This is a genomic window from Thalassoglobus neptunius (assembly GCF_007859735.1).
GTDB classification, from domain to species: domain Bacteria; phylum Planctomycetota; class Planctomycetia; order Planctomycetales; family Planctomycetaceae; genus Thalassoglobus; species Thalassoglobus neptunius.
The window spans coordinates 81,455-95,805 of the sequence record NZ_SIHI01000002.1; the positions used below are offsets into that span (position 1 = coordinate 81,455).

A 14,351-nucleotide genomic window follows, 5' to 3' on the forward strand; every position below is an offset into this window, starting at 1 on the left:
CTCTTCGGTGAGTTCAGCCTCTCTGCCAGCATCACCAATTTGGTCAGAAACTCGGAATCGCCTCTTCGCCGTCAATCGTCGAGAGGTGCTGCAACACTCCATACGGAGCAGTTTCACTGGAATCGATTTCATCAGATAAAAACCTGACCGATCCGTCAGCGAACCCACATTGAACACCTCCCGGATGCCCACTGCTCAACCCGGGAGAATAGGTTCCTATCGAGGGACGATTCACCCGCTCGTGAGTCGATGTCAAAACGTGCTCCTGAAGAACAGGATCCGAAACACGCGCCCAGTGCGAACCGCCGTGCGACAACCCCGACGGAAGACTTGGAGCATCTTCAATATGATCAAGCTTGCCACTCACTTCCCCGATGAGCAACGTCGTCGAAATCCCGTCCGTGAGATCAACGAATCGCGTTCGACTATTCAGAAAAAACGCTCCACCCGGCAACTCACACTGCCCGAACTCCGAGACATCCAGCTCCTCTTCACTCAAGACCCCAGGGATTCGACACGGCAACGACATCCACTCCGGACCGGTCATCGCTGCGTAGCTTGTGGTTGCATAACTGATGGCCCCAAGTCCTGGCTCAATGCGTGCGATCAATGTCGGCGAGAAGTCCGACGGACAACGTGCGCTTGGCAGGTCGATCGCAACAGCACTCTGATTGCCAAGATTATTCGTAAGCCCATCGACATCTCCGGAGTCCCACTTCGTTCTTCGCAGTCCGTCATGGAAGTCAATTTTCTCATAAAGCGGCTGCTGATCCAGATGAGGCAGCAACATCGCATACCAGCCCCATCCGCTCTCGACTGAAGACGTGATTGCCCCCGGGCTGTCAATATATCCCGGCGGCAACGTTTCGTGAGCATCATGATACCCATGAATCGCAAGCGAGATCTGTCGGAGCTGATTCTTGCATTGGGTCGCCCGGGCGACCTCCCGAGCCCGATTAATCGCAGGGACCAACATGCTGATCAGAACCATGATGATTCCAATCGCGACAAGAAACTCCACAAGCGTAAATCCGGCCCACGCCCCCTTATTCCGTAGGGCAATCGACGCTCGCTTCGAATCTGTCACGTTCAAGTTTTCACCTTGTGCCTTGATGAATGATTACAAAGCCTCTGAATCGAATAATTCGCCGCGATTCCCATGAAGTCTCAAAACCGCCTTGGAACGAGACTTCCAGGAAGCCGAAACTCAATCGGCGAGACCTGGCCGTGGGTGTTCCCGTCGGGCTGGAGTATCTACGATGCGAACGTCGCTCGTGTTGGAGAAAGCCGTTCACGAAACACAGAAACCGATTCCCCATGCAAATCCTCGCTAGAGATTACCGGACCGGGACACCGATCGAAATCACGATCGTTGGCGAAACCATCCAAAAGATCACGGCAATCGACTCAGCTCAAGACCTTCCATTCGTCGCTCCCGGCCTGTTCGACCTTCAGGTGAACGGTTACGGCGGAATCTGGTTCAGCGACGAAAACCTGACTGTCGAGCAAGTCCTGAAGACTCTGAAGCAACACTTTCAACATGGAATCACCCATCTGTTTCCAACGCTGATTACGAACTCTCAAGGCGCTCTTGAGCATGGTTTTTCGATCATTCGGAAAGCCTGCGAACAGGAACAGTGGGCAGACAGAATGATCCTGGGGTGCCACCTCGAAGGGCCTTACATCTCAAGCGAAGACGGCCCAAGAGGCGCCCATCCGATCGACCATGTTCGAAAATGCAGCTGGGAAGAAGTCGAAGCCCTTCGAAAGGCGTCCGGTAACCGCATCCGACTCGTCACCCTTGCCCCGGAGTCAGAAGGGGCTGTCGAACTCATCAGACAAGCGGTGAATTCGAACATCGCCATTTCCATTGGACACACCGCAGCGACAAGCGAAGAGATTGCTCGAGCAGTCGAGGCTGGAGCAACGCTCAGCACGCATCTTGGAAACGGAGCACACGGCACTCTCCGCCGCCACCCGAATTACATTTGGGACCAACTCGGGGAAGAACGCCTAGCTGCCAGCATCATTTCCGATGGACATCACCTGCCCGCTTCGGTTGTCCGGTCGATCTATTATGCAAAAGGACCAGCCCGAACAATTCTCACCTGCGACGCATCTGGCCTGGCGGGATGCCCTCCCGGAGAATACGACTACCACGGCGGCCGATTTGAAGTCCTCGCCGAAGGTCCAATTGTCATCGCTGGTCAGCGACAACTTCTCGCAGGTTCAGGCGTGCAGACCGATGTCTGCGTCGCGAAAATGATCGAAATGACCGGTTGCACACTTGAGCAGGCATGGACGATGGCCACGACCAACCCGGCACGCGTTTGTGGCGTTCAATGCGCTTCCCTCACAGCAGGAGCGCAAGCAGATTTGACCTTATTCGACCACTCGACAGAAACGCATCAGTTGAACATTCGGTCAACAATTGCGCAAGGTAGAACCGTCTTCGACTGCAATTCATCCCACTCAGACAACTGAATGAGCCGGGAAGACTACTTGCTCTGAGGTGAGTAGTCGGTCAACTTCATATAAACGCTGAGAGGTCGTTCAGCGAGAATCTTTCCGTCGGCTTCCGAAGCTGCACGGGCTGCCTGCCATTCGGGATCCTGACCGAATGCCTTCCAGCCGGCTTTGGCTGTCTCGGCATCGTCGAAGCTCAACACATAAACAAGCGTGTTTTGAGACCGTTCATCCGTCGGCGTCCAATACCCGTACGACTCAAGCCCATGGCGAGCAAAGATCTGTTTCGTATGATCTCGAAACCGAGCATTCAATGCATCAAGGCGATCTTCAAGCGTGGTGTAAATTCGAAGTTCGTACAACCGATCGGAACCGGGAGATACGACTTCCGGCGAATAGTCAACTTCCGTCATGTCTGTGACTTCGGGAGCCTTTGACAGAATTTTTCCGTGGTCAGCACGACTCTTCGCAGCGACTTCTTTCCACTCTGGATCGTTTCGAAAACCATCCCAGGAAGCCTTTGCTGCTTCGGCACTCTTGTGCTTGATCAGATAGATCAGGCGTTCGTCGTTTTCGTCGACCGGTGTCCAATACGCGACGTTTTCGATGCCGTGACGCTCGAAAATTCGCATGGTGTGGTTTTTGAATCGCGAGTTGAGCGCTTCCAGTTTTCCCGGCTCGCATGTGTAAACACGCAATTCATAGAGCCCATCATCGGCTTGTGCTGCCGAGAGAAAACCAAAACAGACAAACAGCGCAGCCAAAACCACTCGCATCATCGGACCTCTTTCCGGATAGCGTCAACAGAATAGACTGACTTCGCCGAGACTCTACTCGAAGGTTGCAAACGGGCTCACTCGCTGAGCCTTTTCAACAATCGTTGCTTTCTCCGCATCGCTTTTTGCTTCTGCGTAGCGTTTTCTCAGTGCCTTCAATTTCGTGCGACGTGCTCGACGGCGAGCCAGTTCACGTGATCTTTCAATTCGCCCCATTGTGGCAATTCAACTTTCAGAAGTAACAAATGTTCACAGCACTCAAAACAGGATTGAGACGCGGAACGCAACAGAATACAAGTCGCCCGCTGTCCGGTCAACGCTTCAGTGATTCAATCTCTCGACCAATCTCATGGTTTCTCTGCGCGCAGATCGGCGTAACCCGTGATGTCACATGGTCCGTCCGCCGTCCATGACGACACATTGACCGGTCGTCATTTTGGTCCCCAACGCCAGGTACATCACGGCATCGGCGACATCCTCGGGAGTCGAACATAGAGGAATTGGGTATTCCGAGGTGAACTTCTCGATTTGCTCTGCCGACATCCAATCTCGAAGCCATCGCGTATCGATTGGCCCCGGACAAACAGCATTCACACGCACTTCGGGGGCCAGCACCTTCGCCAGGGATTTCGTCATCGTGTTGATCGCTCCCTTGCTGGCACAATAGGCGATTGATGAACCGAAACCGCTAATCCCCGCTACGGAGCTGATATTCACAATCGCCCCATCTCCTGACGCCTTCAGCGTTTCCGCCGCAGCCCGCGACACAAAGAACGTCCCTTTCAGGTTCACGTCCAGAATCCGATCCCACTTCTCTTCAGTCATTCCGTCGAGATCTTTGTGTTCGACGAAGTGAGTGCACCCGGCATTGTTGACGAGAACATCGAGCCTTCCAAAGCGTGTGGAAACCTGTTCGATCATCGACTTCACGGCAGCGTCGTCGCTGATATCGCATTGAACAAGAAGTGCATCGACCCCGCAGGCCTGGACTTCGTCGACCGTCTGCTGAGCCTCTTCTTCGCTTCTTGAGTAATTGACGACCACATGAAATCCGCGTCTGGCGAATTCCAGCACGCAAGCTTTTCCAACTCCGGTCGCTGAGCCGGTAACCAGTGCAACTTTATGATCCGCCATCAATCCACCCTCTTCATAAAAACTTCAATGCCTGGTCCGTGCCAACAAGGCGTTCCCCGGATCGGAATCCATCAATGAGCATGCACAGACACGGTAAGGAACCACTGACGCGCATTCAATCACTCAGACAAATTGAGGCTGTTCGTCCCCGGTCTCCCTGATTGAATCGACATCCTTTCTTCTCTATTTCGAGTCCATTACACTCCTCAGCCAATTCAGAGAATTCTTATCCGAGTCAGAGAGATCATCGTCATGGCCGAGTTTTTTCCAGAAATCCCCACAATTCAGTACGAAGGCCCAGAGAGCAAAAACCCACTTGCCTACAAGCACTACAATCCAGACGAGATCATCGAAGGTCAATCGATGAAAGATCTGTTCCGCTTCAGTGTGTGCTACTGGCACACATTCCGCGGAACCGGCAGCGATCCGTTCGGAGCGGGAACTCTGCAGCGCCCTTGGGATGACGGAAGCGACTCGATCGAAAACGCACTGAAACGCGTCGACGTGGCATTCGAATTCATCACCAAACTCGGTGTCCCATTCTATTGCTGGCACGATCGCGATGTTGCTCCCGAAGGCAGCACTCTCAAAGAAAGCCATGCGAACTTTGACAAGATCGCAGCCAGACTGAAGGAAAAACAGGACGAAACCGGAGCCAAACTGCTTTGGGGTACAGCCAACCTCTTCAGCCATCCAAGATACATGCACGGAGCAGCAACCAGCTGCAATGCAGACGTCTATGCTTACGCCGCTTCACAAGTCAAGAAGGCCATTGAGGTCACTTATCAACTGGGCGGGGAGAACTACGTCTTTTGGGGCGGTCGAGAAGGGTACATGAACTTGTACAACACCGATATGAATCGGGAACTCGACCACCTCGCGAAATTCATGCACATGGCGCACGACCACGCCAAGTCGATCGGTTTCGACGGACAGTTCCTCTTCGAGCCCAAGCCGAAAGAACCCACGAAACATCAATACGATTTCGATGCAGCTGCCTGTCTGAACTTCATCGGACGCAACGGGTTGGATGGAATCGTCAAGCTCAACATCGAAACAAACCATGCGACACTCGCCGGGCATTCGATGATGCACGAACTGGAATACGCTCGTATTCACGATGCTCTCGGCTCAATCGACGCAAACACCGGTGACATGCTGCTCGGTTGGGACACGGATCAGTTCCCAACGGACATCTACCTGACGACGCAGATGATGCTGGTCATCCTGAAGCAAAATGGCCTCGGCACCGGGGGCACAAACTTCGACGCGAAAGTTCGCCGCGAAAGCTTCGAACCAATCGATTTGTTCCATGCTCACATTGGAGGAATGGACGCATTCGCTCGCGGAGCCAAAGTTGCCGCAGCCATCCGCAAAGATGGACTCCTTGACGAGTTCGTCAAGCAGCGATACTCAAGCTTCGATTCCGGAGTCGGAGCCAAAATTGAAGACGGTTCAGCGACGTTCGCTGATCTCGAAGCCTACATGCTCGAGAAAGGTGAAGCGGACGCCAACACTTCCGGACGTCAGGAATACCTCGAGAATCTGGTCAACCAATATCTGTAAGGGAACGGCGATTCTCGATCAGGCGGAATGCAAAACCGTCCGTTGGCCACAAGCGTCGACGGGCGGTTTTCTTCTATTCGATCAGTTCTTGGGATCGCAATGACTGCTTGCGACGGCAGTGCTTACGTGTGGAATCTCGCCCCGACGATCTTAGGGAATGGGCATCTCAGAGAATCGGTGATGTCGTCGACATGGAATCGATGTCAAACACTTCGAGCCGCTGACGGGCAACATCCGCCCACGGGCCTCGTTGATCGTGCTTAAGATACTCGGTCCAATGTTCCCGAGCGGAGCTGATATCGTCCAACTCGAAAAGCGTTTCGGCGAGATGATAATGCGCATCGGGATATTCAGGGAGAATTGTCAGCGCAACCAGAAACGCGGTTTTCGCTGCCTGAAGATCATTCAATTCGCGATGCAGACAGCCGATCTGTGTCCAGGCTTCCAGAAATTCATCATCATGCTCGACGGCGGTGTAGTAGCGCTCCAGTGCCCCTTCGACACTTCCGAGACGATAGAGACACTCGCCGATCTGAAAATGAACATCCGAGCTTGCGGGAGATGCCATCGCTGCGAGCCGAAATGCCTCAAGGGCATCTTTCACTCGCCCAGCGTCATACAGTCGACAGCCTTCAACCAGCCAATCCCGTTTGGTGGTCAAATCGACAGAGGACTCAGTCGCATCCTTCACCACTTCCGAAAACAGAATCGACTCAGGTTCGTCGAGTGTCGCCAGATCAGGCTGTTCCGGAGTGGGATCATCGAAATCGAAAACGCGCTGCCCTGATTCAGGGATCACAAGACCGTGCGCATCGCGAACCAGAACGCCGAGGCTGTGAGCGAGAATTTCAAGCTGTTCTAGTGGACGTTCGTCTCCCCGTTGAACCGACGGAAGCTTCTTCAGTCCGTCTTCCAACTCCTGACGTTGAATCCCGGCATCGAGCAATTCACTCAGTCGCCGGGCACTGCTCACTTCACGGAAATCGAAATAGGGAAGCCGATGCACCCGACGAACAGGATGAATCATACCGATTCGCTCCCAACGCCGAATCACATGCACGGAAACCCCGAGAATGGATGACAGCATCGCCGGAGTGTAGAGGCGGTGAACTTCTTCTCGATAATCATTCAACCCGAGCAATGTGAGCCACTGGGATTCATTGATGACCTGAATCTCTGCTCCCGCTTCCAGCAAGCGATCCACTTGCTGAAGCTTCACGGACGGTTGCCCGTTATCATCGAGTGGCCACCCTTCTTCACCAATGACGATCATCGTCAACTGACGACTGACGTGTTCGACCGCCGCTCCTCCATTTTGCTCAACGAGACGAGCTGCCTCGGAGTGAGTCATCGAAGCAAGAGTCCCGGTAAACGCCACACGCTCCCCCTGCAGACAGGGAGAACTGTCGGTGGACGAGAGATCACCGGAGAAGAGTGGCTGAGACATGGTCGATCGTGTTGACATAAGTTGCCGAAACCCGAACATATCCAACAGCCGCCTTCACGGCAAATCGATCGTCAGGAATTTCTGAAGACTTCCTCCGCTGAGCCGATATCCGGCGTTTAACCCTCACAACCTCATGAAGAATGTGGACGCCATCATCGTTGGTCAGGGACTCGCCGGGACGACGCTGGCGTGGACGCTGCTCGAAGCTGGGCTCGATTTCGTTGTTCTCGACGGAAAATCCCGAACTTCAGCCTCTGAAGTCGCTGCCGGACTGATGACTCCCATCACGGGACGCTGCTTCGCTTTCCATCCGGAATGGGATGATAACTGGCGAATTGCCTCGAGGTTTTATCGCTCCATTGAAAAACGCATCAACACTCCGCGATTTTTCCATCACGTCCCCATGACACGCCTCTTCCGCTCCGATTCCGAAGCTTTAGAATTCCATTCGAAAGCAGAATCACGACTTCGCGGGGCTGTTTCCTGCGAACCTGCCACCGACGATCCGAGACTGATTCGCGATTTTCACGGCGGATTCCAAATGCCGGGAGGACAGCTAAACGTCCCCGAGTATCTCAGCCGGTCGCGGGACTGGTTTCAGCAATCCAACCGTTTTCTTCCCGTCAATGTCGAACTGAACACACCTTTGACGATCCGAGAAGGGCGGGTTCAATTGTGCGAACTCGACTTGTCTGCTCGCTGGATCGTCTACTGCACTGGCTTCGTGCCCTCTCCGGCGGAATTCCTCTCGCCGATTCAATTCAATCCCGCAAGAGGTGAAATCCTGGACCTTGAACCGGCCGAGATCTCTCTGTCTCAGGTAATCCATCGCGGAATCTGGATCGCTCCCCAGCCACTCGATGCAATCCGTGTCGGCGCAACCTACGAGTGGAACGATCTGAGCGATGTCCCTACTCCGGAAGGACGCCAATGGCTACTCAACCGACTCGCCGAGTTCTTCGCTCCTGAGACGAAAGTCATTGGGCAACAGGCTGCCATTCGCCCAACGATGCATGATTTTCATCCGGTCGTTGGGATCCATCCGCACTTGCCGAATGTTGGCGTCTTGAACGGGTTGGGATCGAAAGGATCACTTACCGCTCCCCGACTTGCTCAAGCTCTCGTCGGGCAAATGCTGAATCAAACACCGATTCCCGAAAAGGATTCCCTCTCCCGATGGTACAACTGACCGAACTTGCTCACTCGCTGATTCGCGACGTCGTCCGAACTGGCGATCTGGTCATCGATGCCACTTCAGGAAACGGCCACGACACACTTTTTCTCAGCCAGCTGGTCGGTTCGATCGGCCGAGTCGTTGCGTGCGACGTCCAGCAGGACGCACTGGATTCCACTCACGATTTACTTCAAAAACACAAGAGCGAGAACGTCGATCTCGTTCTCGAAAGCCACGCGACTTTGCTTCCTCGTCTCGCAGAAGAAGCTGCTCAGATTGCATCGGCCATCATGTTTAATCTCGGGTATTTGCCGGGCGGAGACAAAACCCGCACAACAACAGCTGATTCGACACTCATCGCGATTCAGGCAGCGACTCGACTGTTGAAACCGAATGGAGTCCTCACCGTGACTGCATACGTTGGACACCCGGGAGGGCTCGAAGAATCGATACAGGTCGAAGGACTCATTCAGAAGCTCATTCAGTCGACCGAGTTCGAATCGCTCCACGAAGCCACGACCAACGCAAACGACAAGGCACCGCGGCTTTTTACGATCATGCGACGACCCGATTCCGTCGATTGAGTCGACATCCACGAACGCAACGCGAGTTCAGAGAAGCCGTAAAAAGAGCTACCGAAACAATTGAAGCCGACGGCTTGGTTGCGTACTGCTCGCATTGTGAGCGGACCGAACGGTGCTCTTCGACACGGACAACTCCTCATCGTCCAGGTCTTGAGTGAATTGAAGATGCGGCAATCTCGGTCGGAAGATCACCATCAGAAGCAACGGAACATACCACAACAGATAAACCCCTCCCTGTTGCGTGTACCAAAGCTGCGTCCCAATCACAGCAGCTGCCGATTGAGCAAGCAGCACCTCGACATTTCGACGCCCGGGAAAGAGCGTCATGAGAGTGACCATAATGAAGTAGAGAGCCATGACGGGCCACCGATACGGCGACACGTAATTCGCTTCTTTCCAGAACCCTGATGAAAACTCGCTTTGGGAAAGCACCGCCAGCGGCACGTTGATCGTCCCAATCGTTTTCTGAAAGAATGATTCTGAGTCAATCGATGTCAGTGCCAGACTGAAGAGCAAAACAACTGCCACTCCCGTCAAAGCCATGACAAATTTCGGTGCCCCTTTGCGTCCATAGAACGCTGCCCAAATCGGAAGCAAGAACAGCGGAAACACCAACGTCCCACAGGCCAACCCCAGCAAAACGCCGGAGACGATCGGCTTGCGAAACGCGACAAATGCCCAGGTGATCAAGGCAGCTGGCAAGACGTGATTGAATTCGCCAACGTTGTAAGCGGTACACGGCAACAAGAGATAGAGCGTCGCCATCGCTACGCCAATACTCTTATCTCCAAATAAGTTCCGTCCGACGAACCACAATCCGCTAATCACTGCCGCGTGGGCGAGAATTGCCAGAAATGGCGGGCCAAAGTCTTCGAAGATGAGTGCAATCGTCGCGAGAACGGCTGTCGCTGGCCCACTCGCCACTTGTTGAGCCGCATCTTCACTTGGATCTGTCGCTGTCCGGCTGACGAGTTTCTCGGCTCGCTCAATCGTTACTTCCGTCGTCCTTGGCAGCGACGACGTAATCGCCTGCGTCATCAAAAACGCGAAGACTGAGAAACACAGAAAAGCCAGACCGTGTGTGTTCAGATTCTGACCGAGGTACGGCCTGCGCCCCAATAGCGGATCGACGAGCATCCGCACCAGAAAGGTGCATGCCACAACAAACAACCAGACGTGCCCCAACGTCTGGGTCACATCACTCTCTGCCGCCACGAACAACAATCCGGGCGACGCCGACAGCAGCAGTGCCAAATCCAGGTTCCGCAACGAAAACACGCGCATAAACCTGAAGTAGACAGCTACGATCAACAGCAGAGAAAGATAAAACCAAGTCGGTTGATTGACGTCAAAATTCGGCAGCAACAGGTCCATTCGACACCTGCAAAAACATGATCATCACGTGGCCATGGCACAACGTCGATGCGATCAACGCATCGACCAACTTTGTGCGAAATCGAATTGCAGACCTAATGACTGCAACCCAAATCATCACTACGGATCATCAGTGCACGAATCTAAAATCGAGTCCAGTCGTTACGAAAATTCCCACTTCCGTCCTGGATCACGAACCAATTTGTATTACGCGAACTGCTGAGAAACCGATTCCCCAACCAGACTTCTTAACAATTTGCATCGTTCATGATACATTTTTTTCCATCTGTTTCAAAGGATCAAAGCAAGATGCGCCCTTGATCGACGCACTTCTCTCTCCGGTTATGATCTTATCAACAGTTACAAATGAGACTCTGCTCCGATTCAAGTTTCATGGATTCGAATGAATTGACCGCACACATTCACTGAGATTCCGGCCATTTCGCTGCATTCAGCGTGTCGGGCGAACGGGTGTTGGCTGCGAGAGAAACGTGAACAGATCGATCAGATCCTGATCCGATAGCTGTTTCGTCACGCCATCAGGCATGATGGACGTTGGAATCGCCTGCAACACATCGATCGAATCCCGAGAGACTTCGGTTAACGAATTGTCGGCATGACGCATCACGACCGTTGCGGGAGTCTGATCGTCAATCAGGCCAGTCAAAATCCGCCCGTCGACTGTCGCGATCTGATACTGAGTGAATTCCTCCCGAATTCCTGCGGAGGGGTCGACAATCGCCAACAGCATGAAATCAAGATTGTCTCGCTCATAGCCTGTGAGGTTGGGGCCAATGATCCCTCCTTGATCAAAGATCGTATGGCAAACGCCGCAGTGCTTCGTGAAGAGTGCCTGTCCACGGGTCAAATCTCCTTTTTGATCTGACTGCGTGAGCAATGCTTTCAACCGTTCGATCTCTCCCAGCTTTTCTTCAGGAGTGGAACGCACTCGCCCCCAATGCTTTTGTATCAGCCGATCGACTTCGGGATTCGCGTGCAGTCGCATCTGATTGACCACATCGAACCCAATAGCTTCCGCCGGAATGCGAAAGGTGTCCACTTCCTTCAAGAGTTGCTCGCTCCAGGTCGGTCGACTGGCGAGGACTCGGTGGGCTGTCTCGCGAATTCCATGTTCGTCGGGAAGAGATGAGTGATAGAGCTGACAGATCGTGGTTCCGATTTTCGGATCGGGAAACGACATCAGCGAATTCATCGCAGCGTTTTTGATCGTGCTTCCGTGTGAACCTCGCAAGAGTTTGAGCAAGACAGCGACCGATTCAGGATGTCGACCTTCTCCAAATTCCTCAATCAATGCAAGGCGAAGGCTGTTGTCCGTTTGACTCGATTCAACGGCCTTCAACGCTTGATCGAGTGACTTCTTCTCTCCCAATCTCAAATTAAGAAGCAAATCGGATTTTCCAACGAGTTGTTGATGTTCCAAAATCTGACGGCGCAGCTGCTCCGGAATTCCCGTCAAATCTCGCCCCTGATAAGACTCCAGAAAACTCGTGAGCAGGATGCCTCTCATTTCAGAATCGGGAGCCAGTGCCAGTAACCGCTCACAGTCAGCAAGCCCAGATGCTTCGGTTTCTTCGACGAGAGTTGCGTATTGACTCAGGGCAAATCGCTTCATGAGTCGCGGCAAGATTGTCTCGCGGACGATCTGAATTTCCCAAAGGGACGAATCTTCCAGCCAGTCGAATAGCTGATCACGAGGCGGCTCCGGATTTGATGGCGTCAGTGAAACACCCACCTGCGGGGCATTGTTCAATGGAACCTGTCCCGTGTGTGCTTCAAGCGACCACCACAACAACAGTGGCATGTGCAGGTCGAGTCGGTCGTCCTCGTTCTTGAGGAGGTTTTCGATCAACGGAATCGCAACCGCAGTTTCGAACCTCCGTGCCGACGAGGCGAGTTGTGACCGAACGCCAACATACGGTTCCGTCGACGACAGCTGCTCCAACGTTTTCGCAGTTGCGGGTGAAACCTTTCGCTGATCCCCAAGCAGTCGAATCACCCACCGACGGATGTGCGGGTTTTCGTGGCTGAGGAGTTGTCGCGCCGCTGCTTCATCAAATTCCCCAGCCCAGTGCAATGCCCAAAGTGCTTCCAGTGCCCCCGGAGCCGAACCGGATGCGAGGTCTTTCAACTGATCGACCGTATCGCTTTGATCAAGTTCTCCGCCGGTGAAGAATAAACGTTCTCCCAACACCCGAACTGCCGTTTGCTTGATGAACTTGTTGGGATGATCGAAGTGCTCGATCAACTCAAGATTTGATAGCTGTGCGAGATCCCATTCCGGTTTGCTCGCGGGCGAATCGGCAGCTCGAATGCGGTAAATTCTTCCGCTCGATTTGTGCCAGTTGTCGCGAGGATCAACGTGTGTGAGTCGCGTGTCGTACCAGTCAGCGACATACACCGCTCCGTCCGGTCCAACTTTCAAATCGACCGGGCGGAACCATCGATCTTCGGTTGTGGCAACTTCGGGGAGATCGACGGTTCGAAAAGTCGATCCTTCGGAAATCAGTTCGCTGGCCCATACTCGATTGTGCAACGCATTCGCCGCGATGACCTGTCCGTTAAACCGCTCTGGAAGTGCTCCCCCTTCATAAATCACAAACGTCTGCGCGAAACGATCGCGGTCACCCTCATGTCCCATGTGCTGGAAGAATCCGAATGCAAACGGATTCGTCAGTGGTCCATGCTTCCCCCAGTTCTTGGTTCCGTAAGAGCCCTGCGGATAATACATCCCGCGAGTATTGCCATGATTGGTGCCAGAAAAGACTCGTCCGACAGAGTCAATCTCTGTCGAAAACGTATTGCCTCCCCCTTCGGCATAGATTTCGAAGACTTCTGTTTTGGGATTGTATCTCCAGATGTTTTGGCCTTCCCATTGCACGCTTGAACCAGCCCCGGATGTCACTTTTCCAGTGGTTGTCGATCCGTTTGCAGCATAGATCCAGCCGTCCGGTCCCCAATTCATGCTGTTGGCGACGGAGTGTGTATCTTCCAATCCGAACCCGGAGAGATGCACAACTGGATCTCCATCGGGAACAGCATCTCCATCAGCGTCCGGATAGAACAACAGATAGGGAGGATTCAACACCCAAATTCCGCCATGACCTGTCAACACAGAAGAGGCGATGTTGAGGCCGTCGATCACCACGCGATGCGAGTCATAGACGCCGTCCGCATCCGTATCTTCAAGAAGGGAAATTCGATCACGGCCTCGAACGTGATTCGGAGGCGCAGCTGGGACTTTGTCGAAGACTGCCCGGAGATGCTGATCGTAGCGAATGACCTTCAGCCCTTCCGGAAATGGATACTGTCGGTATTCGACGACCCACAATCTCCCTCGGTCATCGAAGTGAAGAGAGAGCGGCTGCTCAATCTCAGGCTCCGAAGCAACAAGTTCCATCGCGAGACCGTCGTCCAATTGAAACTGCTCGACGGCAATCGCTGCTGGAGTCGGCTGGCTGTCGTCACCGACTTCGCCGCGTCCCTCGAAGGAACGAATGACACGTGCGACGTCTTCGTTTCCTGCCAGATCGTCCTTGTATCGATCTCTTGAGTTGTCGGATTCCTGCCCCTTCAGCATCGATCCGCTGAACAGGAGAATCAAGAGACTGCCTGTCATCAGCGCGCGTGGCACGTTCCAGTTCACTCGCCGGTGCTTTTGATCTTGGTTTTCTTTTCGCTTGCTCGTGGGAATTCGCGGAGCCCATCTCGGAAAATGCTCTCGATGAGAAACAGCGTGAGACATGGATTTTTCCAAACCAGATTGCGGGGAGGGAGGTGTTCACGACGACGAAGAGGCGAACGGACGGAAA

At 53.5% G+C, this 14,351-nt stretch carries 11 protein-coding genes; 4 read left to right on the plus strand and 7 right to left on the minus strand.

Annotated elements, in window-relative coordinates; genetic code table 11:
* Positions 1-43: 43 nt before the first annotated feature.
* Positions 44-1,087: a DUF1559 domain-containing protein gene (locus tag KOR42_RS12375; RefSeq protein ID WP_146510139.1), complete on the minus strand. Its 1,044-nt coding sequence runs from the start codon at positions 1,085-1,087 to the stop codon at positions 44-46.
* 230 nt (positions 1,088-1,317) lie between these two features.
* On the opposite strand from KOR42_RS12375, the gene KOR42_RS12380 reads away from it, so the two are divergent.
* Positions 1,318-2,484 (plus strand): N-acetylglucosamine-6-phosphate deacetylase, encoded by a 1,167-nt coding sequence (locus KOR42_RS12380; RefSeq protein ID WP_146510140.1) that lies wholly within the window; start codon positions 1,318-1,320, stop codon positions 2,482-2,484.
* A gap of 14 nt (positions 2,485-2,498) precedes the next feature.
* On the opposite strand, the gene KOR42_RS12385 is transcribed toward KOR42_RS12380, so the two are convergent.
* The 3 genes from KOR42_RS12385 to KOR42_RS12390 form a co-directional block, all read right to left on the minus strand.
* Positions 2,499-3,245 (minus strand): NIPSNAP family protein, encoded by a 747-nt coding sequence (locus KOR42_RS12385; RefSeq protein ID WP_146510141.1) that lies wholly within the window; start codon positions 3,243-3,245, stop codon positions 2,499-2,501.
* A 51-nt stretch (positions 3,246-3,296) separates the two neighbouring features.
* Positions 3,297-3,458 (minus strand): DUF6800 family protein, encoded by a 162-nt coding sequence (locus tag KOR42_RS27720; RefSeq protein ID WP_197441121.1) that lies wholly within the window; start codon positions 3,456-3,458, stop codon positions 3,297-3,299.
* Between the two features lie 171 nt (positions 3,459-3,629).
* Complete coding sequence (locus tag KOR42_RS12390) at positions 3,630-4,376, minus strand: SDR family NAD(P)-dependent oxidoreductase (protein WP_146510142.1); 747 nt, start codon at positions 4,374-4,376, stop codon at positions 3,630-3,632.
* 252 nt (positions 4,377-4,628) lie between these two features.
* Between KOR42_RS12390 and xylA the strand changes: the two genes are divergently transcribed.
* Positions 4,629-5,942 carry a xylose isomerase gene (gene xylA / locus KOR42_RS12395; RefSeq protein WP_146510143.1) on the plus strand — a complete coding sequence of 438 codons (1,314 nt, stop codon included), beginning with the start codon at positions 4,629-4,631 and terminating at the stop codon, positions 5,940-5,942.
* 166 nt (positions 5,943-6,108) lie between these two features.
* Here the strand turns inward: xylA and KOR42_RS12400 are convergent, their stop codons facing one another.
* Entirely contained in the window at positions 6,109-7,389 is a 1,281-nt protein-coding gene (locus KOR42_RS12400; RefSeq protein WP_146510144.1) for a tetratricopeptide repeat protein, read from the minus strand.
* Between the two features lie 133 nt (positions 7,390-7,522).
* Here KOR42_RS12400 and KOR42_RS12405 point away from each other — a divergent pair, with 133 nt between their 5' ends.
* Both KOR42_RS12405 and KOR42_RS12410 read left to right on the plus strand, forming a co-directional pair.
* Complete coding sequence (locus tag KOR42_RS12405; RefSeq protein ID WP_146510145.1) at positions 7,523-8,578, plus strand: NAD(P)/FAD-dependent oxidoreductase; 1,056 nt, start codon at positions 7,523-7,525, stop codon at positions 8,576-8,578.
* Positions 8,566-9,147, plus strand: a complete 582-nt coding sequence (locus tag KOR42_RS12410; RefSeq protein WP_146510146.1) for a class I SAM-dependent methyltransferase — start codon at positions 8,566-8,568, stop codon at positions 9,145-9,147. Before KOR42_RS12405 ends, KOR42_RS12410 begins: the two co-directional genes overlap by 13 nt.
* A 48-nt stretch (positions 9,148-9,195) precedes the next feature.
* Here the strand turns inward: KOR42_RS12410 and KOR42_RS12415 are convergent, their stop codons facing one another.
* Positions 9,196-10,521, minus strand: coding sequence for a hypothetical protein (locus KOR42_RS12415; protein WP_146510147.1), 1,326 nt, complete (start codon positions 10,519-10,521; stop codon positions 9,196-9,198).
* A gap of 451 nt (positions 10,522-10,972) precedes the next feature.
* A complete protein-coding gene (locus tag KOR42_RS12420; protein ID WP_197441122.1) occupies positions 10,973-14,173 on the minus strand; it encodes a PVC-type heme-binding CxxCH protein in 3,201 nt (1,066 codons plus the stop codon).
* Between the last annotated feature and the right edge of the window lie 178 nt (positions 14,174-14,351).